The sequence below is a fragment of the Methylomonas sp. PHL2-19 genome, assembly GCF_059331595.1.
The window spans coordinates 4,680,112-4,700,671 of record NZ_CP196839.1; the positions used below are offsets into that span (position 1 = coordinate 4,680,112).

Consider the following 20,560-nt stretch of genomic DNA (forward strand, 5'->3'; position numbering starts at 1 on the left):
TTATTACTTAGAATAAAGCTCAACAACCAGCTGCTCGTTGATGTCAGAGCCTAAATCCACGCGATCAGGCACAGACTTGAATGTTCCACTCATCTCTTTGGAATTAACTTCTACCCAAACTGGAAAGCCATACTGCTCGGCAACAATCAGCGAGTCTTTAATACGTTGTTGGCTCTTAGCTTTTTCTCTAACCTTAATTACATCGCCGGCAGCGACTTGGTATGAAGGTATATTAATTAATCTATCGTTTACCAAAATCGCTTTGTGAGACACCAACTGCCTTGCTTCCGCTCGGGTAGCAGCGTAGCCCATACGGTAAACAACGTTGTCCAATCGAGACTCTAAAAAATCAAGTAAATTTTGACCAGTAGCGCCTTTTTGTAGGTCAGCAGCTTTGTAATAGTTCCGGAATTGCTTTTCCAAAACCCCGTATATGCGGCGCAAGCGCTGTTTGGCGCGGAGCTGCATAGCATAATCAGAATTCCTTGTACGCTTAGCACCATGTTGACCAGGTCTTTGTTCTAATTTACATTTGCTTTCCAGAGATTTACCTCTGCTTTTCAAAAATAAATCAGTACCTTCCCTACGACTCAGCTTGCAAGCAGGACCAAGATATCTTGCCATTAAATTTACTCCACTATCCTAAACACGACGTTTTTTGGGTGGACGGCAACCATTATGAGGTATGGGAGTAACGTCCACGATATTTGAAATTTTGAACCCCATACTGTTCAAAGAGCGAACAGCAGATTCCCTACCAGGGCCGGGACCCTTAATCATAACATCCAGATTTTTCATACCGTATTCCTGAGCTACCGCTCCTGCTTTCTCAGCAGCCACCTGCGCTGCGAAAGGTGTGCTTTTGCGTGAGCCACGGAAACCGGATCCACCAGATGTAGCCCAAGATAACGCGTTACCTTTTCTGTCTGTAATAGTAACGATTGTATTGTTAAAGGAAGCGTGGACATGAACGATACCGTCCGCTACTTCTTTCTTAATACGCTTTTTAACTCGATTCTGGGTTGCCATCAAAAATGCCTATCTAGATGTATTTATTTAGTAACTGACTTGCGCGGACCTTTACGAGTCCGAGCATTTGTTCTGGTTCTTTGTCCTCTCAATGGCAAACCACGGCGATGCCTGATACCACGATAACAACCCAGATCCATTAATCTTTTAATATTCATTGAGACTTCTCTGCGAAGATCACCTTCAACAGTCATCGCAGAAATAACCTTACGTATAGATTCAACTTGATCCTCAGAAAGGTCTCGAATCTTGACGGTTGGCTGAACCCCAACTTCATCGCAGATATTTCTAGCAGTTTGCCTGCCAATTCCATAGATAGCAGTCAACGCTATCTCCGCATGCTTATGGTCAGCCACGTTTATACCGGCAATACGAGCCATTCAGATACTCCAAAAACAGTACTATAAGGTTAAACAGGGGATTATATCACCCTGCAAAATAAATCACAAAAACAAGTTAGCCTTGACGCTGTTTGTGTCTGCCATCTTTACAGATAACTCGCACAACGCCGTTTCTTTTAATTACTTTACAACTTTTGCATATGGCTTTTATTGAAGCTCGTACTTTCACGGCAAACTCCTGGAAATTTTAAGATTTTTTCAAATTGGCTTTTTTCATCAAGCCTTCGTATTGCTGCGACATTAAATGCGTCTGCATTTGCGAAATAAAGTCCATCACAACAACCACAATGATAAGCAAAGAGGTGCCACCAAAAGAAAAAGGCACATTCCAATAGACGATCAGAAACTCAGGCAACAAACATATCAATGTGATGTAAACAGCACCTATCAAAGTGAGCCGCGTCATTACCTTATCAATATAACTGGTAGTATGAGCCCCCGGCCTAATTCCAGGCAAATAAGCGCCTGATTTCTTAAGGTTTTCCGCGGTTTCCTTTGAATTGAAAACCAGAGCGGTATAAAAGAAACAAAAGAACACAATAGCCAACGCATAGCATAGAACATACACAGGCTGACCGGGAGAAAGCACTGACGAAATATCCTGAAGCCAAGAAAAGCCATCAACATTCCCGAACCATCCTGCTATTGTCGCGGGAAATAAAATAATGCTTGATGCAAAAATCGGCGGTATCACACCTGCCATATTCAACTTTAGCGGCAAAAACGAACTCTGCCCAGAATAGACCTTGTTGCCTTGCTGCCTTTTTGGATAATTAATAGTTATCCGTCTTTGTCCTCTTTCAACAAAAACAACAACACCCGTTACAACTATCGACAAAGCGAACAACACAACAATAAACGCCCCATTCATTTCACCAGTACGCGCAAGCTCAAGGGTTCCGCCAATTGCGGAAGGCAATCCAGATACGATACCGGCAAATATAATTAGCGATATACCATTGCCTATCCCCCTTTCCGTAACCTGCTCCCCAAGCCACATTAAGAATATCGTACCGGTGACTAAAGTAATAGTTGTTATAAGTACGAAACTGATACCAGGCTGGATAACAACTGCTAGACCACCCGCAGTTTGGTTTTGCAAGGCTACCGAGATGCCTATCGATTGAAACATCGCCAAAACGACGGTGCCATAGCGAGTGTACTGAGAAATTTTTCTACGCCCGGACTCACCTTCTTTTTTTAGCTGTTCCATAGCAGGTATAACAATAGTCATAAGCTGCATAATAATAGACGCTGAGATGTATGGCATTATACCCAGCGCAAACAGGCTCAAACGCATCAACGCACCACCGGAAAACATGTTAAACATGTTTAATATAGAACCCGACTGCTGCTCAAACATTATTGATAATGCTTTTGGATCTATCCCCGGAACAGGGATATGAGCGCCGATTCTGTATACGACAAATGCGCCTAAAACAAACAACAATCTTGACTTGAGCTCACCAAACCGAAATGTGCCCGCAGCAACATCAACTCCTTTAGCACTCACTTAAGCCTCGACTTTGCCACCAGCAGCTTCAATAGTTAACTTTGCACCAGCCGTAACGCCAAGTCCTTTTAAAACCAAAGACCGAGTAACTGTTCCAGTATTCACTACTTTAACTTGTTTTGAAAACACCGGGATAATGTTCTCACTGATCAGTAATTGAATATCTACAATATCAGCCTGAAGAGCATCAATTTCAGCCAAACGAACCTCGGCAGTAAATTTCTTTGTTCTGGACGTAAAGCCAACCTTTGGAAGTCTACGCTGCAAAGGCATCTGACCACCCTCAAAGCCCACTTTATGAAACCCCCCGGAACGGGCCTTTTGACCTTTATGACCTCTACCGCAGGTTTTACCATCAGTAGATCCTATACCACGCCCGACGCGCTTTGCCTTTTTTCTGGCGCCGCATGCAGATTGTATTGTGTTCAGATACATTAAACTTCCTCAACCTTTAGCATATATGCTATTTTATTGATCATCCCGCGGTTTTCGGGGGTGTCGATAACCTCAACGACCTGCCGGATTCTGCTCAAACCCAATCCTTTTAAACACTGCTGATGACTCTTTAAGCGACCATTTTTACTTTTTGTCATCATTACGCTTAATTTTTTGCCACTCATATCGTTTTACCCTGTTATTTGATCAACAGATAAACCGCGCTTTGCTGCGATTTTCTTAGCGTCATGCATTGCGGTCAAACCGTTAATTGTCGCCCGCACAACATTGATCGGGTTACTCGTACCGATACATTTAGCCAGTACATTATGCACACCGACGACCTCGAATACGGCGCGCATAGCACCGCCGGCAATGATTCCGGTACCTTCTGAAGCCGGTTGCATGTAAACCTTAGCCGCACCAGTGTTAGACATAATTGAATATTGTAACGTACCTTCTTTCAACGCCACTTTGCGCATGTTCTTTCTAGCCTGCTCAAGAGACTTTTGAATCGCTACAGGCACTTCTCTTGCTTTTGAAACGCCATAACCAACACGCCCGTCGCCGTCACCGACGACCGTAAGCGCAGCAAAACCAAAAACTCGACCGCCTTTAACTACTTTTGCAACACGTCTTACCGAAACCAATTTTTCCTGTAATCCGTCTGTACTACCTTGAGATGGTGCTGTTGCCATGCTATTCCCCTAAAACTTCAAGCCAGCTTCACGCGCAGCGTCTGCTAACGCCTTTACGCGGCCATGATATTTAAAACCAGAGCGATCAAATGCGACTTCAGTTACACCAGCCGCAATCGCTCTTTCAGCAACGATACGCCCTACCTCAGTAGCGGCTTTAATATTACTCGTGTTACTCAAACCCGCCTTTACATCAAGTTGTAATGTAGACGCTGCCGCGAGCGTAGCTGTACCATCGACACTGAGAACCTGCGCGTAAATATGCTGGGAAGTCCTATGTATGGTCAGTCTATTTACATTTAACTTTTTGATTTTGCAGCGTAATCTCAACGCTCTTTTTAATCTCGATGACTTCTTATCCATCACTTCACCTATTTCTTTTTGGCTTCTTTTCTAGCCACGTATTCGTCAGCTATCCTCACACCCTTCCCTTTGTAAGGCTCGGGCGGGCGAAAAGCTCTGATCTCAGATGCGACTTGGCCGACCTTCTGCTTATCACTGCTCTTCACATGCAACTCAGTTTGCGTTGGTGCTTCAACGGTAACGCCTTCGGGAATTAAATATTCGACAGGGTTTGAATAACCCAAGGATAGAGTTAAAAGATTGTCTTTAACTTGCGCCCTATAGCCGACCCCAACCAACAACATCTTTTTGACGAAGCCTTCGGAGACGCCTTTTACCATATTGTTAATTGACGCCCTAGCCGTACCTGCGTGGGCCTTAGCACCTTTTACACTATCGTCCCATTTGATTCTGATTACGTTAGATTCAATTTCAAGATCAACTGCATCGCACAGATCAAACGTAAGCCGACCAAGTTTACCGTTAACTACCATTTGCTTGCCGTCAACTTTTACATCAACGCCTGATGGCAAAGTTATAGGCGCATTAGCTACTCTAGACATGATATACCTCTTTTTTATTTAACAGACAGTGCAAATGACTTCGCCGCCATGCCCTATAGCACGCGCAGCGCGATCAGTCATCACACCATTAGAGGTTGAAACTATGGCTATGCCTAGACCACCTAGCACTTTCGGCAACTCATCTTTAGACTTGTATATTCTAAGCCCGGGACGGCTAACTCGCTTAACGCTCTCTATAACAGGAAGCCCGTTGTAATACTTTAGCTCAACGGTCATTTCTGTATGACACCCGGTAATTTCGGTTTTAAAATCAGTAATATATCCCTCATCTTTCAATACCTTAGCGATAGCCAGCTTTAACTTCGATGAAGGGATTTTTACACTCTTTTTGCCAGCAGATTGACCATTTCTAATTCTGGTTAGCATGTCTGCTATTGGATCTGTCATACTCATTTTTCAATTCTCCAAAACTTAAACAGAACTACCAGCTAGCCTTTGATAAACCGGGAACGTCGCCACGCATCGTGGCCTCCCTCAATTTATTTCTACTAAGACCAAATTTTCTGTAGTATCCATGAGGACGCCCCGTCAGATTGCATCTATTACGCAATCTGGACTGACTGGAGTCTCTAGGTAGTTTTTGAAGTTGAACTTGAGCGCTCTCTTTCTCTTCAAAGGAGCTATTTGGAGACCTAATTATTTCTTTTAATTCGCTTCTTTTTGCCTGATATTTTTTTATCAAGCCCTCACGCTTTACTTCGCGCGCAATCATTGATTTTTTAGCCATGCCGATACGCCTTAGTTTTTAAATGGAAAATTGAATAATTTCAACAGCGCCAAACCTTCTTCATCTGTTTTAGCCGTTGTTGTGATACAAATATCCATACCACGGAGCGCATCAATCTTGTCATAATCTATTTCCGGGAAAATAATTTGCTCCTTAATTCCCATAGAATAGTTACCACGACCGTCGAAGCTCTTAGAACTCATGCCTCTAAAATCACGTATTCTAGGTATTGAGATCGTAATTAATCTATCCAGAAATTCATACATTTTATCGGCGCGTAAAGTAACCTTACAACCGATTGGCATGTCGTCGCGAATCTTAAACCCAGCAATAGATTTTCTAGCCAATGTAATCACTGCCTTTTGTCCTGATATTTTTTCCATATCAGAAACAGCGGACTGCAGAACTTTTTTGTCTGCAATAGCCCCGCCGACGCCCATATTAAGCGTTATTTTGGTGAGCTTCGGGACTTGCATTATTGTTTTGTAGCCAAATTGCTCCTGCAGAGCAGGAACAATTTCGGTTTTATATTTATTTTGTAGTCTAGCCATAGCCTTATTACCTTAGAGACCAACGTTTTCGTTCGTAGATTTAAAAAATCTGACTTTTTTCCCATCATCAAGAATTCTAAAACCCACTCTGTCGCCTTTTTTTGTTTTTGGATTAAATAAAGCAACATTTGAAATGTCAATTGGCATGTTTTTATCAACAATACCACCAGAAACACCGAGATTTGGGTTACCTCGCTGATGCTTCTTAACTAAGTTAATACCTTCGACTAATATCTTGTGGCCTTCAAGCACCTTACTAACTTTCCCTAGCTTGCCTTTATCTTTTCCAACTATTACGATGACTTCATCGCCTTGCTTAATCTTTTGCATCTTTGGACCTCTACAATACTTCTGGCGCTAGAGAGATAATCTTCATGAATTTATCGCCTCTTAATTCACGAGTAACCGGCCCAAAGATACGAGTACCAATTGGTTGTAGTTGGTTATTTAAAATTACCGCGGCATTACCGTCAAAGCGTATAACCGAACCATCGGCCCTACGAACACCTTTACGAGTTCTTACAACCAAGGCATTATATACATCGCCTTTTTTAACCCTAGTGCGCGGCATTGCGTCTTTGACGCTCACCTTGATGATGTCGCCGATGCCAGCGTAGCGGCGGTGCGAACCTCCAAGGACCTTGATACACATGACCTTTTTTGCGCCACTGTTATCGGCGACGTCAAGGCTAGTTTGCATCTGAATCATTTTTAAAATCCCAACTAAAATTATTGATTATCTATTGGCAGCTTCTAAGACTTCCAACAGCTTGAATGCCTTATTCTTAGAAATAGGACGACACGAGGTAATAGAAACCACATCGCCTTCTTGGCATATATTGTTTTCGTCGTGAACGAGAAGCTTAGTGGATCGTTTTATATACTTTCCGTACACAGGGTGCTTTACCAGCCGCTCAACCAAAACCGAAGCAGTCTTATCCATTTTGTTGCTAACAACACGACCAGTTACCTTACGTACAGTATCTAGATTTTCGCTCATATCTATACTCTTGCCATTTCACTTAGAATAGTACTAATGCGGGCAATGTCTCGCCTCACCTGCTTAATTTGACTCGACTTGCTAAGCTGTCCAGTTCCCTTTTGCATTCTCAAATTGAACTGCTCGCGAGACAACTCCAAAAGACTGGAATTCAACTCTTCTTTTGTTTTGCTTCTTAAATCTTTCGCTTTCATTACATTATTGTCCGTGTAGAGAACGTAGTTTTCACAGGCAGCTTAGCAGCGGCCAGCTCAAAAGCCTCTCGCGCTAATTCCTCGGAAACACCTTCAATTTCAAACAGCATTGTGCCGGGCTTGATCTGAGCAACCCAGTATTCTACACTACCTTTACCTTTACCCATACGAACTTCTAATGGTTTTTTCGTAATAGGTTTATCTGGGAAAATTCTGATCCAAATTTTCCCACCCCGTTTCACGTGACGACTAATCGCTCTCCTCGCGGCTTCAATTTGCCGGGCGGTCATTCTACCACGGCTAACTGACTTCAAACCATACTCCCCGAAGCTCACTGACGAACCACGCAATGCCGTACCGTTATTTCTACCGGTATGTTGTTTGCGAAATTTTGTTCTTTTTGGCTGAAGCATCTCTTATATACCCCTTCAACTATTTTTTTGAGTCGGCGTTCAATGACGCTGCATGAGCATCCATATCAAAAACCTCACCCTTAAATATCCAAACCTTAATACCGATAATTCCGTAAGTGGTTTTCGCTTCAGCCGTTCCGTAATCAATATCAGCCCGCAACGTATGAAGCGGCACACGACCTTCGCGATACCATTCCGTTCTGGCAATTTCAGCTCCATTTAGCCTGCCAGCAACAGTGATTTTTATACCTTCAGCGCCTAAACGCATGGTGTTCGTCACAGCTCGCTTCATCGCTCGGCGGTACATGATCCGCTTTTCTAACTGTTGAGCTATGCTTTCTGCGACTAAATACGCATCAAGCTCTGGCTTACGAATCTCTTCGACGTTTAATTGGACAGGAACCCCCATCATCGCGGATATGCTCTGCCTTAACACATCGATATCTTCGCCTTTTTTACCTATCACAATCCCAGGACGAGCGGTGTGTACAGTAATATTGGCATTATTCGCAGGGCGATTTATTTGCACCCTGCTAACAGATGCATGAGCTAACTTTTGTTTGATATATTCTCTAACCTTCAAATCCTGCAATAGAAATACAGGGTAATTCTGGCTATTTGCATACCATCTCGAAGTCCAGTCTTTTACTATCCCGAGACGAATCCCAGTGGGATGTACCTTTTGTCCCATTTGCTACCTCTATTTCTCTGCTACTTTAATTGTTATATGACAAGTTCTTTTTAGGATGTGATTTGCACGTCCTTTCGCCCTTGCGCTAACTCTCTTTAACGTTCTGCCTTCATTAACGAATACAGTCGAAACCTTTAATTCGTCAACGTCCGCACTTTCGTTATGTTCCGCGTTAGCTATTGCCGACTCTAGAACTTTTTTGATTATCGCAGCAGCTTTCTTAGAGCTGAAACTAAGCAAATTCAATGCTTTTTCAACAGGTAACCCGCGTATTTGATCCCCCACAAGCCGTGCTTTTTGCGCAGAAAGAGGAGCATTACTTAATTTAGCCGAAACTTCCACATTCACTCCTTATCTTGATTTCTTGTCTGCTATATGGCCTTTATAAGTCCTTGTAGGTGAAAACTCACCCAGCTTATGCCCGACCATATTTTCTGAAATCAATACCGGCACATGCTGCTTCCCATTATGTACCGCAATAGTCAATCCCAGCATATCAGGGCTGATCATTGACCTTCTAGACCAGGTTTTAATCGGTTTCCTATTATTCGCTCTCACCGCTTCTTCGACTTTTTTAAGCAAGTGATGATCTATAAATGGACCTTTTTTAATTGAACGTGGCACGTCAAATACCTCTTATTTTTGCTTACGGCGTCTGACAATCATATTATCAGTACGTTTGTTTTTTCGAGTTTTATAGCCTTTTGTTGGCGTCCCCCAAGGAGAAACAGGATGTCTACCACCCGAGGTTCTGCCTTCACCACCACCATGAGGATGATCTACGGGGTTCATCGCCACACCTCTAACAGTAGGTCTAACACCGCGCCATCTTTTCGCACCTGCTTTTCCTAATGAAATAAGATTGTGCTCAGAGTTTGAGACCTCACCAACTACGCCTTTGCAATCTGAAGGAACTTTTCTCATCTCTCCAGAGCGTAGCCGGATAGTGACGTATGCGCCGTCTTTAGCAACCAATTGAACAGAGGTTCCTGCGCTTCTAGCTATTTGCGCGCCTTTTCCTGGCTTTAGCTCGATACAATGAATTGTGGTGCCCAAAGGCATATTTCGCAGAGGCATACAGTTGCCAGGTTTAACCGGCGTTGTTTCCCCGCTCAATATCTCTTGACCAACCTCTATCCCTTTTGGAGCGATTATGTATTTGCGCTCACCATCTTTAAAAAGAATCAGCGCAATATTCGCAGTTCGGTTGGGATCGTACTCAATACGCTCCACCAATGCTGGGATATCAGTTTTGTCGCGCTTAAAGTCTACTATCCGGTAGAATTTTTTGTGTCCACCACCAATATGCCGAGTGGTTATCCTACCAAGATTATTACGACCGCCAGTATTGCTTTTTTTGTCAAGTAGTTGCGCAAATGGCTTACCCTTATGCAAATCATTATTTTGTACACGCACTACAAACCGAGAACCCGGAGATGTCGGTTTTGATTTTAGAATAGCCATGCTCTTCTACCGCTCCTTATTTGCTTTAAAGTATTATGCTGTCGCTAATTCAATGTTATGACCAGGCTGAAGCTTAACATAAGCTTTTTTCCAGTCGGATCGCTTACCCAATGTTCGTCCGAATCGTTTTACTTTTCCTTTAACATTCAGAACACGAACGGCAGCTACTTCAACACCAAACATCAGTTCAACAGCATTTTTAATCTGCAATTTTGTTGCAGATTTTTTAACTTTGAATACAAACTGATTACTTTGGTCCGCAGCGTTGGAACTTTTCTCCGACACAATTGGCGCATACAAAACACTTGCTAATTTGATCTGCTCAATACTCATGCCAAACGCTCCTCAATCTGTTTCAGCGCTGTTGCCGTAGCAATCACCTTATCCGCTGAAACCAAAGACACCGGATCCACACTACTTGGAGTGACTACCGCTATATAAGGAATATTTCTCGCTGCCAAAATTAAATTTTCATTTAGGTCGTCCGCAACCACCAGCAGTCTTTTTGCATCGATACCCTTTATCTTGCTTAAAAAGTCTTTTGTTTTTGGTGTTGCCGGCGTTATGTCGTTGCACACAGCCAATCTACCCTGCCTCAACAACTCAGAAAAAATAGATCTAATACCAACCTTGTACATTTTTTTGTTCAATTTCTGATCAAAAGATCTTGGTTGAGCAGCAAATGCTACACCACCTGTCCGCCACACCGGGCTTCTGGTTGTTCCAGCTCGCGCACGACCTGTACCTTTTTGGCGGAATGGCTTAGCGCCGCCGCCACTCACAGCAGCACGATTCTTCTGGCCTTTAGTACCCGCCCTTGCTGCTGAAAGATATTTGGTTACCAGTTGATGCACCAGGGTTTCGTTAAAATCCTGTCCGAACACTAATTCGGAGACATCTAGCGCCTGTACAGACTCTTGATTATTGATTGCAGGTATTTGCAAAGTCATAAATTAACCTTTATTTAACATTTTTACTGCAGGCGTGATAACTACATCACCACCCTTGGCACCAGGCACAGCGCCTCTGACTAAAATCAGGTTCCGCTCAGCATCTACAGCATGGATAGTCAAATTCTGTATCGTAGTTTTAACCGCTCCCATATGCCCGCACATTTTTTTACCCTTAAACACGCGGCCCGGAGTTTGGTTCATACCACTAGATCCAGGCACCCGATGGGAGCGTGAATTACCGTGCGTCGCGTCTTGCGTTCTGAAGTTATGGCGCTTAACAGTACCTGCAAAGCCTTTACCGATACTTGTACCGGACACATCCACTACCTGCCCAGCCTCAAACACGTTAACTTTTAACTCTGCACCTGCCGAAAACTCGGCGGCTTCGCTCTCGCTAAGTCTAAATTCCCACAAACCACGTCCAGCGGTCACATTGGCAGATGCGTAATGCCCAGCCATTGCTTTGTTGACTTTTGAAGACTTCACATCACCCGCCGCTACCTGAATAGCGCGATAACCATCAGTTTCAACGCTCTTCACCTGTATGACTCTATTGGAGTCTACATGAAGTACGGTAACTGGTACCGAAGAGCCATCTTCGCAAAATATTCTGGTCATACCACATTTACGACCAATAAGACCTATTGACATCTGCCAATCCCTCTAAATTATTACTTGCTGCTATTTAAGCTTAATTTGAACATCAACCCCAGCCGCCAGATCCAACTTCATCAGGGCGTCAACGGTCTTATCGGTTGGCTCAACGATATCAAGCAACCTCTTGTAAGTTCTCAGTTCATATTGATCACGAGCATCTTTGTTAACATGCGGTGAAATCAATACAGTAAAACGTTCTTTTCTAGTAGGCAAAGGAATGGGGCCCTTTACTTGGGCGCCCGTTCTCTTTGCTGTTTCTACTATCTCACCCGCCGACTGATCAATCAATTTATGATCAAAGGCTTTTAATTGGATTCTGATAGTTTGATTAGCCATCTTGATTACTCGATAATAGAAGCAACAACACCCGCACCCACGGTGCGACCACCTTCGCGAATCGCAAAACGCAAGCCGTCTTCCATCGCAATCGGTGAGATAAGTTTTACGGTAACGGCGATGTTATCACCAGGCATAACCATTTCCACGCCTTCTGGCAAATCCACCGCACCAGTTACGTCAGTCGTTCTGAAGTAGAACTGCGGACGGTAGCCATTAAAGAATGGAGTATGACGGCCACCCTCTTCTTTAGACAGGACGTAGATTTCCGCCTTGAAATGAGCGTGCGGCTTAATGGAGTTAACGTGCGCCAATACTTGACCACGCTCCACGTCTTCTCTTTTAGTACCACGCAACAGCACACCGACGTTATCGCCCGCTTGACCTTGATCAAGCAGTTTGCGGAACATTTCCACACCTGTGCAGGTCGTTTGAACGGTATCTTTGATGCCGACGATCTCGACGGCTTCGCCTACTTTGATGATACCCCGCTCAACACGTCCGGTTACTACGGTACCGCGACCTGAAATTGAGAACACGTCTTCGATAGGCATCAAGAATTTGCCGTCGATCGCGCGCTCTGGCTCAGGAATGTAACTGTCCAACGCTTCAACCAAGCGAACTACGGATTGTACACCAATTTCGCTTTGCTCGCCTTCTAAAGCTTTCAATGCGGAACCAACGATAATGGGAGTGTCGTCTCCTGGGAATTCGTATTGATTCAACAGCTCGCGAATTTCCATTTCAACCAGCTCAATCAACTCAGCGTCATCTACCATATCGGCCTTGTTCAAGAACACAACAATGTAAGGCACACCGACTTGACGTGACAACAGAATGTGCTCGCGCGTTTGCGGCATAGGACCGTCAGCAGCAGAGCAAACCAAAATCGCGCCGTCCATTTGGGCAGCACCGGTAATCATGTTTTTAACGTAGTCAGCGTGACCAGGGCAGTCAACGTGGGCATAGTGGCGGTTGGCTGATTCGTACTCTACGTGTGACGTAGAAATGGTTATACCGCGCGCACGTTCTTCCGGGGCGTTGTCGATTTGATCAAAAGCCTTAACTTCGCCGCCTTGCAGCTCCGCCATGACTTTTGTTAATGCCGCTGTCAATGTGGTTTTACCGTGGTCGACGTGACCAATGGTGCCTACGTTTACGTGCGGTTTCTTTCTTTCAAATTTTTCTTTAGCCATGATTCAATACCTGATATGTAAAAAATTTAAGATACTTTTCTAATAATCGCTTCCGCAATGCTTGCAGGTGCTTCGTTATATCTTTCAAACTGCATACTGTACGTTGCTCTGCCCTGAGTCGCCGACCTAAGATCCGTGGCATAACCGAACATTTCGGCAAGAGGGACTTCGCACTCTATTACCTTTCCGGCCGGAACATCTTCCATTCCGTGAATGACACCTCTCCGTCGATTAATGTCACCCACTACCTCACCCATATAATCCTCGGGTGTTACCACCTCGACTTTCATAATGGGTTCAAGCAACGCAGGATTTGCAGTCTTAGCCCCATCCCTGAAACACATAGATCCTGCTATCTTGAAAGCCATTTCATTCGAATCGACATCATGATATGAACCATCGAATAAACTAACCTTTACATCAACAACCGGAAAACCTGCCAAAACGCCATTTTCCATTTGCTCTTGCACACCCTTGTCTATGGCCGGGATATACTCCTTGGGAATAGCACCGCCAACCAACTCACTCACAAATTCATAACCAGTGCCCGGCTCTTTTGGCTCCAACCGGAGCCAAACATGCCCGTATTGACCCTTGCCCCCAGATTGCCTGATGAATTTTCCTTCGCATTCCACAGCACGCCTTATAGTTTCCCTATAAGCAACTTGGGGCGCCCCAACATTTGCGGCAACATTAAACTCTCTTCTCATCCGGTCAACGATAATTTCAAGATGCAATTCGCCCATTCCTGAAATTATTGTCTGACCCGACTCAGGGTCGCTACCAACTCTAAAGGAGGGATCTTCTTGCGCAAGCTTAGCCAGCGCAGCACCCATTTTATCTTGATCAGCTTTTGTCCTAGGCTCAACAGCCACAGCAATTACAGGCTCAGGAAACTCCATTTTCTCAAGCAGAATTGGCTTTTCAATATCACAAAGAGTATCACCAGTGGTGACGTCTTTCAGCCCGATCAGCGCAGCGATCTCGCCAGCCCTCACTTCGTTGATTTCGACGCGACTATTGGCGTGCATCTGAACAATGCGTCCTATTCTTTCTTTTTTACCTTTACCGGCATTCAAAACCGCATCTCCAGACTTTACCAAACCGGAGTAAACCCTAAAAAATGTCAAGGTTCCAACAAATGGGTCAGTGGCTATTTTAAATGCTAACGCTGAGAAGGACTCATCATCAGAAGCATTACGAGTCGAACTAATGCCAGCATCTGACAGACCTTCTACGGGCTTTATATCGAGAGGGGATGGCAAAAAATCAATCACACCATCAAGAACACACTGCACACCTTTGTTCTTAAAGGCCGACCCACAATAAGCCGGAACCAACTTATTCCGCAGAACCTGCGCCCTTATACCCAGCTTTATTTCTTCGTTTGTCAAAACACCTTTTTCAAGATATTTATCCATTAATTCTTCGGACGCATCTGCAGCGGCTTCAATTATTCGCTCGCGCCAATTTACAGCAGATTCTTCCATTTCTACTGGAATTTCCGTTTCCGTAAAACTCACACCCATGTTGGCATCTTCCCAATAGATTGCCTTCATTTTCAGCAAATCTACAACGCCTTTAAAGCTCTCTTCCGCCCCGATCGGCAACTGCATTGGGATTACATTGCTACCAAGCCGAGATTTAATTTGCTCAACAACGCGCAAAAAATTTGCGCCGGAACGATCCATCTTGTTTACAAATGCCAGCCTTGGCACATGGTATTTGTTTGCCTGGCGCCAGACCGTTTCCGACTGAGGCTCCACCCCGCCCACAGCACAAAAAACAGCGCACGCACCATCCAAAACACGCAAAGACCGTTCCACTTCTATAGTGAAATCGACATGCCCAGGCGTATCTATAATATTGATTCGATGCTCCGGGTATTGTTTTTCCATCCCCAACCAGAAACACGTAGTCGCAGCAGAAGTAATTGTTATACCCCTCTCCTGCTCTTGCTCCATCCAATCCATTGTCGCAGCACCATCGTGGACCTCGCCCATCTTGTGCGAAACCCCGGTGTAAAACAGTATCCGCTCGGTCGTGGTTGTTTTTCCGGCATCTATATGCGCCATAATGCCTATATTACGATAACGCTCTATAGGCGTCTTACGAGCCACAACAACTACCCTGCTTAACTTTTCTTACCAGCGATAATGAGCAAACGCTTTATTAGCTTCAGCCATTCTATGCGTGTCTTCGCGTTTCTTTGCAGCCGCTCCTCGACCCTCAGAGGCATCCAACAACTCACCCGCCAACTTAGCCGCCATGGTTCTTTCGTTACGCTTACGCGCCGCATCAATCAACCAGCGCATAGACAGCGCCAACCTTCTGGCAGGACGCACTTCGACAGGCACCTGATAAGTAGCACCGCCAACCCGGCGAGACTTAACCTCAACGCGCGGCTGAACGTTTTCCAATGCTTTTGCAACCAAATCTAAAGATTCTTTATGACCTTTACCTTCGATAACATCCAAAGCACCGTAAACAATTTTCTCAGCGACAGACTTCTTACCATCCTCCATAATCATATTCATGAATTTTGACAGCATATCGCTACCAAAACGCGGATCTGGATTGATGACTCTTTTTGCAGCAACTCTTCTTCTTGACATCTGTTATCAACCTTTATTTCTTAGGTCTTTTCGCGCCATATTTGGAGCGACCACATTTTCTATCCTTAACACCAGAAGTATCGAGACTCCCCCGAACCACGTGATAACGCACACCAGGTAAATCTTTCACACGACCACCCCGAATCAGCACCACAGAGTGCTCCTGAAGATTGTGCCCTTCACCACCGATATAGCTACTTACTTCGGCCCCATTGGTCAGCCGCACCCTAGCAACCTTACGCAAAGCCGAGTTCGGCTTTTTCGGGGTTGTGGTGTAAACCCTGGTACAAACCCCGCGCCTTTGCGGACAAGCCTCCAACGCTGGAACGTTAGTCTTTTCTATTTTTTTAGCACGAGGCTTACGGACCAATTGATTGATCGTGGCCATTCTTAACTACTCCGAATATGCAATGTTTAATAAGCAATAAAGGAATCTGCGCGATCACAGATCAATACAGCTCCGCCCAAACCTATTGGCTGATGTGAGCAGAGCATGATACCTTTACAATAGACCTAGGTCAAGTGTTTTTAAGGTTCTCTACTCTACATTCAAAGCTTGTTTCAACGCTTCCTCCACATCGACCGCTTCAATGGTCTGGGTAGAAGCTTCTGAACCGGAACCAGAGTCCGCCGCTCTTCTCTTACGTCGTTGTTCATGGTAGGCCAAACCAGTACCCGCCGGTATGAGACGACCAACAATGACGTTCTCTTTTAAGCCATTCAAGCTATCGCTGATACCTCTTACCGCCGCATCTGTCAACACCCGAGTCGTCTCTTGGAACGACGCCGCCGAAATAAATGACTCGGTAGCCAACGATGCTTTCGTGATACCCAGCAACAAAGAATCGTAACTAGCCGGAATCTTACCTTCACGTTCAACTTGGTCGTTCACTAAGTTAATCATGGTACGTTCTACCTGTTCTCCTTTGACGAAATCCGTGTCTCCAGAGGCGGTAATCTCGACTTTTCTGAGCATTTGGCGGATGATTGCCTCAATATGCTTGTCGTTGATTTTTACACCTTGCAGACGATATACATCTTGAATTTCTTTTACCAGGTAGTCGGCCAATTCTTCGATACCGCGCAGTCTTAAAATATCATGCGGGGTCAGCTCACCTTCAGCGATGGTTTCGCCTTTATCAACAAACTCACCCTCGAATACGGTGATATGCCGCCACTTTGGAATTAGGGTTTCGTATTGCTCGCCTTCCGAATCCGTGATGATGACGCGCTGCTTACCCTTAGTTTCTTTACCAAAGGAGACCATACCGGTTGCCTCCGCCAAAATAGCAGGGTCTTTGGTTTTTCGTGCTTCAAACAGATCAGCAACCCTTGGCAAACCACCGGTAATATCCCTCGTTTTACTGGATTCTTGCGGAATTCTCGCTAAAACGTCACCAACCTTTACTTCCCCACCGTCCTTAACCCCAACGATAGCGCCTGCTGGTAAAAAGTATTGAGCTGGAATATCAGTACCCGGCAAATTGATTTGCCCACCTTGCTCATCAAGAAGACGAACCATAGGCCGCAACTCTTTACCGGCTGAGCTTCTTTGTTTAGGATCCGTAACCACTCGCGAGGTTAAGCCAGTGACATCATCTGACTGCTCTTGAACGGTGATCCCGTCCATAAAATCAATCAGCTGAATAAAACCGTCTACCTCGGTGATAACCGGGTGAGTATGCGGATCCCAGTTCACGATAATATCCCCAGCACTGACCGGGCTACCATCACCCACCGACAATACGGCACCGTAGGGAATTTTGTAACGCTCACGCTCACGACCGTAATCATCCATAACCCCAACCTCGCCAGACCGAGATACCGCAACAAGATTGCTCTCTCTGTTCTTAACGGTTTTTAGGTTATTGAGCTTTGCAGTACCGCTGGATTTAACTTGCACGTTGCTAACCGCAGCAGACCGCGAAGCAGCACCACCGATGTGGAAGGTCCGCATCGTCAGCTGAGTACCAGGTTCACCAATTGACTGTGCCGCCACAACGCCCACGGCTTCACCAATGTTAACCAAATGACCGCGCCCTAAATCACGCCCGTAACATTTGGCACAAACACCTTGCCGCGATTCGCAAGTAATCACAGAGCGCACCAACATCTTGTCAACGCCGTTATCTTCCAGAACCGTGACCAAATTTTCGTCAATCATGGTGCCGGCAGGAATCAAAATATTATTGCCGGCGGGATCGGTTACGTCTATCGCCGCGACTCTTCCCAACACCCGATCTGCCAACGGCTCAACCACGTCCCCGCCTTCAATAATCGGCATCATGGTCAGACCGTTTTGTGTACCACAATCAGATTCAGCAATCACCAAATCCTGTGCGACGTCGACCAAACGTCGAGTCAAATAACCCGAGTTAGCGGTTTTCAGCGCGGTATCCGCCAAGCCTTTGCGAGCACCGTGGGTTGAAATAAAGTACTGTAATACGTCCAAGCCTTCACGGAAGTTCGCAGTAATCGGCGTCTCAATAATGGAGCCATCCGGTTTAGCCATCAAACCCCGCATACCCGCCAACTGGCGAATCTGTGCGGCGGAACCCCGCGCACCGGACTCGGCCATCATAAAGATGGAGTTGAACGATTTTTGTTTTACATTCTCGCCTTTTGAGTTGACAACTTCGTCTTCACCCAAACCTTCCATCATTACTTTCGCGACCTGATCATTGGCGCGAGACCAAATATCAACGACCTTATTGTAGCGCTCACCGTCCGTAACCAAACCGGAGGCGTACTGGTTTTGAATTTCATTAACCTCGGCGTCGGCGGAACGAATGATGTCAGCTTTCTTGACGGGAATTTCCATGTCTTCGATACCGAAAGACACCCCGGAGCGCGTGGCATATTTAAATCCCAGGTACATGATCTTATCTGCCAACATCACGGTTTCTTTGATACCGAGATAGCGGTAGCTATAGTTGATCAGCCGGGAAATATTCTTCTTGGTCATGTCGACGTTGACCAATTCGTAAGGCATACCGTCTGGCACAATACCCCAAACGATTGCGCGCCCTACCGTAGTTTTCTTTCTACTGACAATGGTTTCGAAGTCGCCTTCCGGAGTTTTCAATTTCTCGGTGACGCGCACTTCTATTTTACTTTGCAATTCAACAGCTTTAGCGTCAAGCGCTAACATTACCTCTGACAAATCGCCAAATACACTACCCTCGCCTACCGCATTAATTTTCTCACGTGTAATGTAATACAAACCCAAAACCACGTCCTGGGAAGGATTGATTACTGGCTCACCGTTGGCGGGCGATAAAATATTGTTAGTTGCCATCATCAAGGTACGCGCTTCCAACTGCGCCTCAATAGACAACGGAATATGCACGGCCATTTGGTCGCCGTCGAAGTCGGCGTTGAACGCACTACAAACCAAGGGATGCAACTGAATGGCTTTACCTTCGATCAAAATCGGCTCAAATGCTTGAATACCTAATCTATGCAACGTCGGAGCACGGTTTAGTAATACCGGATGCTCACGAATTACTTCTTCAAGAATATCCCATACTTCCGCACCTTCACGCTCCACCATTTTCTTGGCTGCTTTGATCGTCGTCGCTAAGCCACGCAACTGCAATTTGCTGAATATGAAAGGTTTAAACAACTCCAAAGCCATTTTTTTCGGCAAACCGCACTGATGGAGCCTTAATGTCGGCCCCACCACGATAACCGACCGTCCGGAATAATCGACGCGCTTGCCCAACAAGTTCTGCCGGAAACGACCTTGCTTACCTTTGATCATATCGGCCAAAGATTTCAAAGGACGTCTGTTGCTACCGGTGATAGCACGACCGCGGCGACCATTATCCAACAACGCATCGACCGCCTCTTGCAGCATGCGTTTTTCGTTGCGAACGATGATGTCAGGCGCGTTCAAATCCAGCAAACGTGTTAAGCGATTATTTCTGTTGATTACCCGACGATATAAATCATTCAAATCGGAGGTTGCGAAACGACCGCCATCCAATGGCACCAATGGGCGCAACTCGGGTGGCAATACTGGCAACACTGTCATAATCATCCATTCCGGACGATTATTAGAAGCCAGCAAAGAATCGATAACTTTCAGACGTTTCGAATATTTTTTGATTTTGGTATCGGAATTCGTTGCGTTGATTTCTTCACGTAGCGTGTTAATTTCCTCTTTCAAATCAATTGATTTGAGCAAATCATAGATCGCCTCGGCACCCATTTTTGCAACGAAATCGTCGCCGTGTTCTTCAACAGCGTTCAAATATTCTTCGTCGGTCAGAAGCTGGCCTTTCTCCAACGGAGACATGCCCGGATCAATCACGACGAATGTTTCAAAATACAATACCCGTTCGATCGAACGCAATGTCATATCCAATAGCAAAGCAATCCGGGAAGGCAGTGATTTCAGAAACCAAATATGCGCCACCGGGCTGGCCAAATCGATATGGCCCATTCGCTCCCGGCGTACCTTAGATAGGGTAACTTCGACACCGCATTTTTCACAGATAACGCCGCGATGTTTTAGACGCTTGTATTTACCGCACAAGCACTCGTAATCGCTGATGGGTCCAAAAATCTTGGCGCAAAACAAGCCGTCACGTTCCGGTTTAAAGGTGCGGTAATTGATTGTCTCAGGCTTTTTCACTTCACCATAAGACCATGAACGAATCATGTCCGGCGAAGCCAATCCAATCCGGATATTGTCAAAATCATCTGTGCGACCTTGACGTTTTAAGAAATTCATTAAATCTTTCAAGAGCTTATCCC

General features: G+C 45.2%; 31 protein-coding genes. All 31 read right to left on the reverse strand.

The annotated features are described in order from the left end of the window. Positions 1-3: 3 nt before the first annotated feature. Entirely contained in the window at positions 4-624 is a 621-nt protein-coding gene (gene rpsD, locus ACR02O_RS21535) for a 30S ribosomal protein S4 (protein WP_458138294.1), read from the reverse strand. A gap of 18 nt (positions 625-642) precedes the next feature. Further along, complete coding sequence (gene rpsK, locus ACR02O_RS21540; RefSeq protein WP_020484822.1) at positions 643-1,029, reverse strand: 30S ribosomal protein S11; 387 nt, start codon at positions 1,027-1,029, stop codon at positions 643-645. Positions 1,030-1,052: 23 nt separating this feature from the next. Beyond that, positions 1,053-1,409 (reverse strand): 30S ribosomal protein S13, encoded by a 357-nt coding sequence (rpsM, locus tag ACR02O_RS21545; protein ID WP_020484821.1) that lies wholly within the window; start codon positions 1,407-1,409, stop codon positions 1,053-1,055. 76 nt (positions 1,410-1,485) lie between these two features. Further along, positions 1,486-1,599 (reverse strand): 50S ribosomal protein L36, encoded by a 114-nt coding sequence (gene rpmJ / locus ACR02O_RS21550; protein WP_081607976.1) that lies wholly within the window; start codon positions 1,597-1,599, stop codon positions 1,486-1,488. Between the two features lie 18 nt (positions 1,600-1,617). Beyond that, positions 1,618-2,943 (reverse strand): preprotein translocase subunit SecY, encoded by a 1,326-nt coding sequence (gene secY / locus ACR02O_RS21555; protein ID WP_033157208.1) that lies wholly within the window; start codon positions 2,941-2,943, stop codon positions 1,618-1,620. After that, the gene (gene rplO / locus ACR02O_RS21560) at positions 2,944-3,378 is read right to left on the reverse strand and encodes a 50S ribosomal protein L15 (RefSeq protein ID WP_458138295.1); all 435 of its coding nucleotides are present in this window, start codon (positions 3,376-3,378) and stop codon (positions 2,944-2,946) included. Next, positions 3,378-3,563: a 50S ribosomal protein L30 gene (gene rpmD / locus ACR02O_RS21565; protein WP_020484818.1), complete on the reverse strand. Its 186-nt coding sequence runs from the start codon at positions 3,561-3,563 to the stop codon at positions 3,378-3,380. The genes rplO and rpmD overlap by 1 nt, the downstream gene beginning before the upstream one ends. A 6-nt stretch (positions 3,564-3,569) precedes the next feature. Beyond that, positions 3,570-4,076, reverse strand: coding sequence for a 30S ribosomal protein S5 (gene rpsE / locus ACR02O_RS21570; RefSeq protein WP_020484817.1), 507 nt, complete (start codon positions 4,074-4,076; stop codon positions 3,570-3,572). A 9-nt stretch (positions 4,077-4,085) separates the two neighbouring features. Continuing rightward, a complete protein-coding gene (gene rplR, locus ACR02O_RS21575) occupies positions 4,086-4,439 on the reverse strand; it encodes a 50S ribosomal protein L18 (protein WP_458138296.1) in 354 nt (117 codons plus the stop codon). A gap of 8 nt (positions 4,440-4,447) precedes the next feature. Then, positions 4,448-4,981, reverse strand: coding sequence for a 50S ribosomal protein L6 (rplF, locus tag ACR02O_RS21580; protein WP_458138297.1), 534 nt, complete (start codon positions 4,979-4,981; stop codon positions 4,448-4,450). A gap of 18 nt (positions 4,982-4,999) precedes the next feature. Further along, positions 5,000-5,395, reverse strand: coding sequence for a 30S ribosomal protein S8 (gene rpsH, locus ACR02O_RS21585; RefSeq protein ID WP_319960430.1), 396 nt, complete (start codon positions 5,393-5,395; stop codon positions 5,000-5,002). A 28-nt stretch (positions 5,396-5,423) separates the two neighbouring features. Beyond that, positions 5,424-5,729 (reverse strand): 30S ribosomal protein S14, encoded by a 306-nt coding sequence (rpsN, locus tag ACR02O_RS21590; protein WP_033157213.1) that lies wholly within the window; start codon positions 5,727-5,729, stop codon positions 5,424-5,426. Positions 5,730-5,740: 11 nt separating this feature from the next. Further along, on the reverse strand, positions 5,741-6,280 hold the full coding sequence (rplE, locus tag ACR02O_RS21595) for a 50S ribosomal protein L5 (protein WP_171696506.1): 540 nt from the start codon (positions 6,278-6,280) through the stop codon (positions 5,741-5,743). 12 nt (positions 6,281-6,292) lie between these two features. Further along, positions 6,293-6,610 carry a 50S ribosomal protein L24 gene (rplX, locus tag ACR02O_RS21600; RefSeq protein ID WP_171696507.1) on the reverse strand — a complete coding sequence of 106 codons (318 nt, stop codon included), beginning with the start codon at positions 6,608-6,610 and terminating at the stop codon, positions 6,293-6,295. Positions 6,611-6,620: 10 nt separating this feature from the next. Continuing rightward, entirely contained in the window at positions 6,621-6,989 is a 369-nt protein-coding gene (gene rplN / locus ACR02O_RS21605; RefSeq protein ID WP_013820378.1) for a 50S ribosomal protein L14, read from the reverse strand. A gap of 27 nt (positions 6,990-7,016) precedes the next feature. Further along, positions 7,017-7,280 carry a 30S ribosomal protein S17 gene (gene rpsQ / locus ACR02O_RS21610; protein ID WP_171696508.1) on the reverse strand — a complete coding sequence of 88 codons (264 nt, stop codon included), beginning with the start codon at positions 7,278-7,280 and terminating at the stop codon, positions 7,017-7,019. Between the two features lie 2 nt (positions 7,281-7,282). Continuing rightward, complete coding sequence (gene rpmC / locus ACR02O_RS21615; protein WP_458138298.1) at positions 7,283-7,474, reverse strand: 50S ribosomal protein L29; 192 nt, start codon at positions 7,472-7,474, stop codon at positions 7,283-7,285. After that, the gene (gene rplP, locus ACR02O_RS21620; RefSeq protein ID WP_033157218.1) at positions 7,474-7,887 is read right to left on the reverse strand and encodes a 50S ribosomal protein L16; all 414 of its coding nucleotides are present in this window, start codon (positions 7,885-7,887) and stop codon (positions 7,474-7,476) included. Before rplP ends, rpmC begins: the two co-directional genes overlap by 1 nt. 19 nt (positions 7,888-7,906) lie before the next feature. Further along, the gene (gene rpsC / locus ACR02O_RS21625) at positions 7,907-8,578 is read right to left on the reverse strand and encodes a 30S ribosomal protein S3 (RefSeq protein ID WP_033157219.1); all 672 of its coding nucleotides are present in this window, start codon (positions 8,576-8,578) and stop codon (positions 7,907-7,909) included. A gap of 9 nt (positions 8,579-8,587) precedes the next feature. Continuing rightward, positions 8,588-8,920 (reverse strand): 50S ribosomal protein L22, encoded by a 333-nt coding sequence (gene rplV, locus ACR02O_RS21630; RefSeq protein ID WP_033157220.1) that lies wholly within the window; start codon positions 8,918-8,920, stop codon positions 8,588-8,590. A 9-nt stretch (positions 8,921-8,929) separates the two neighbouring features. After that, a complete protein-coding gene (rpsS, locus tag ACR02O_RS21635; protein ID WP_081607975.1) occupies positions 8,930-9,202 on the reverse strand; it encodes a 30S ribosomal protein S19 in 273 nt (90 codons plus the stop codon). Between the two features lie 12 nt (positions 9,203-9,214). Next, positions 9,215-10,042, reverse strand: coding sequence for a 50S ribosomal protein L2 (gene rplB / locus ACR02O_RS21640; RefSeq protein WP_084153317.1), 828 nt, complete (start codon positions 10,040-10,042; stop codon positions 9,215-9,217). 33 nt (positions 10,043-10,075) lie between these two features. Next, positions 10,076-10,369: a 50S ribosomal protein L23 gene (gene rplW / locus ACR02O_RS21645; protein ID WP_458139192.1), complete on the reverse strand. Its 294-nt coding sequence runs from the start codon at positions 10,367-10,369 to the stop codon at positions 10,076-10,078. Positions 10,370-10,371: 2 nt separating this feature from the next. Beyond that, positions 10,372-10,992 carry a 50S ribosomal protein L4 gene (gene rplD / locus ACR02O_RS21650; RefSeq protein ID WP_205453360.1) on the reverse strand — a complete coding sequence of 207 codons (621 nt, stop codon included), beginning with the start codon at positions 10,990-10,992 and terminating at the stop codon, positions 10,372-10,374. A gap of 3 nt (positions 10,993-10,995) precedes the next feature. Then, complete coding sequence (gene rplC, locus ACR02O_RS21655) at positions 10,996-11,646, reverse strand: 50S ribosomal protein L3 (protein WP_205453359.1); 651 nt, start codon at positions 11,644-11,646, stop codon at positions 10,996-10,998. Between the two features lie 30 nt (positions 11,647-11,676). After that, positions 11,677-11,988: a 30S ribosomal protein S10 gene (gene rpsJ / locus ACR02O_RS21660; protein WP_020484801.1), complete on the reverse strand. Its 312-nt coding sequence runs from the start codon at positions 11,986-11,988 to the stop codon at positions 11,677-11,679. A 5-nt stretch (positions 11,989-11,993) separates the two neighbouring features. After that, positions 11,994-13,184 (reverse strand): elongation factor Tu, encoded by a 1,191-nt coding sequence (gene tuf / locus ACR02O_RS21665; RefSeq protein ID WP_020484790.1) that lies wholly within the window; start codon positions 13,182-13,184, stop codon positions 11,994-11,996. 26 nt (positions 13,185-13,210) lie between these two features. Next, entirely contained in the window at positions 13,211-15,304 is a 2,094-nt protein-coding gene (fusA, locus tag ACR02O_RS21670) for an elongation factor G (protein WP_458138299.1), read from the reverse strand. 24 nt (positions 15,305-15,328) lie between these two features. Beyond that, positions 15,329-15,799, reverse strand: a complete 471-nt coding sequence (gene rpsG, locus ACR02O_RS21675; protein WP_020484799.1) for a 30S ribosomal protein S7 — start codon at positions 15,797-15,799, stop codon at positions 15,329-15,331. A gap of 13 nt (positions 15,800-15,812) precedes the next feature. Continuing rightward, entirely contained in the window at positions 15,813-16,187 is a 375-nt protein-coding gene (gene rpsL, locus ACR02O_RS21680; protein WP_013820393.1) for a 30S ribosomal protein S12, read from the reverse strand. A gap of 150 nt (positions 16,188-16,337) precedes the next feature. After that, on the reverse strand, positions 16,338-20,549 hold the full coding sequence (gene rpoC / locus ACR02O_RS21685) for a DNA-directed RNA polymerase subunit beta' (RefSeq protein ID WP_301539351.1): 4,212 nt from the start codon (positions 20,547-20,549) through the stop codon (positions 16,338-16,340). Positions 20,550-20,560: the final 11 nt, after the last annotated feature.

Coding starts and splice junctions, on each gene's coding strand:
- rpsK (WP_020484822.1), bottom strand. CDS start 1,029: ATGGCAACCCAGAATCGAGTTAAAAAGCGTATTAAGAAAGAAGTAGCG.
- rplC (WP_205453359.1), bottom strand. CDS start 11,646: ATGTCAATAGGTCTTATTGGTCGTAAATGTGGTATGACCAGAATATTT.
- rplX (WP_171696507.1), bottom strand. CDS start 6,610: ATGCAAAAGATTAAGCAAGGCGATGAAGTCATCGTAATAGTTGGAAAA.
- tuf (WP_020484790.1), bottom strand. CDS start 13,184: ATGGCTAAAGAAAAATTTGAAAGAAAGAAACCGCACGTAAACGTAGGC.
- rpsG (WP_020484799.1), bottom strand. CDS start 15,799: ATGTCAAGAAGAAGAGTTGCTGCAAAAAGAGTCATCAATCCAGATCCG.
- rplF (WP_458138297.1), bottom strand. CDS start 4,981: ATGTCTAGAGTAGCTAATGCGCCTATAACTTTGCCATCAGGCGTTGAT.
- rplE (WP_171696506.1), bottom strand. CDS start 6,280: ATGGCTAGACTACAAAATAAATATAAAACCGAAATTGTTCCTGCTCTG.
- rpmC (WP_458138298.1), bottom strand. CDS start 7,474: ATGAAAGCGAAAGATTTAAGAAGCAAAACAAAAGAAGAGTTGAATTCC.
- rpsD (WP_458138294.1), bottom strand. CDS start 624: ATGGCAAGATATCTTGGTCCTGCTTGCAAGCTGAGTCGTAGGGAAGGT.
- rpsC (WP_033157219.1), bottom strand. CDS start 8,578: ATGGGACAAAAGGTACATCCCACTGGGATTCGTCTCGGGATAGTAAAA.
- rplD (WP_205453360.1), bottom strand. CDS start 10,992: ATGACTTTGCAAATACCTGCAATCAATAATCAAGAGTCTGTACAGGCG.
- rplB (WP_084153317.1), bottom strand. CDS start 10,042: ATGGCTATTCTAAAATCAAAACCGACATCTCCGGGTTCTCGGTTTGTA.
- rplN (WP_013820378.1), bottom strand. CDS start 6,989: ATGATTCAGATGCAAACTAGCCTTGACGTCGCCGATAACAGTGGCGCA.
- rpsQ (WP_171696508.1), bottom strand. CDS start 7,280: ATGAGCGAAAATCTAGATACTGTACGTAAGGTAACTGGTCGTGTTGTT.
- rpsL (WP_013820393.1), bottom strand. CDS start 16,187: ATGGCCACGATCAATCAATTGGTCCGTAAGCCTCGTGCTAAAAAAATA.
- rplP (WP_033157218.1), bottom strand. CDS start 7,887: ATGCTTCAGCCAAAAAGAACAAAATTTCGCAAACAACATACCGGTAGA.
- rpsE (WP_020484817.1), bottom strand. CDS start 4,076: ATGGCAACAGCACCATCTCAAGGTAGTACAGACGGATTACAGGAAAAA.
- rpsN (WP_033157213.1), bottom strand. CDS start 5,729: ATGGCTAAAAAATCAATGATTGCGCGCGAAGTAAAGCGTGAGGGCTTG.
- rpsM (WP_020484821.1), bottom strand. CDS start 1,409: ATGGCTCGTATTGCCGGTATAAACGTGGCTGACCATAAGCATGCGGAG.
- rpsH (WP_319960430.1), bottom strand. CDS start 5,395: ATGAGTATGACAGATCCAATAGCAGACATGCTAACCAGAATTAGAAAT.
- rplO (WP_458138295.1), bottom strand. CDS start 3,378: ATGTATCTGAACACAATACAATCTGCATGCGGCGCCAGAAAAAAGGCA.
- rpsJ (WP_020484801.1), bottom strand. CDS start 11,988: ATGGCTAATCAAACTATCAGAATCCAATTAAAAGCCTTTGATCATAAA.
- rplR (WP_458138296.1), bottom strand. CDS start 4,439: ATGGATAAGAAGTCATCGAGATTAAAAAGAGCGTTGAGATTACGCTGC.
- rpmD (WP_020484818.1), bottom strand. CDS start 3,563: ATGAGTGGCAAAAAATTAAGCGTAATGATGACAAAAAGTAAAAATGGT.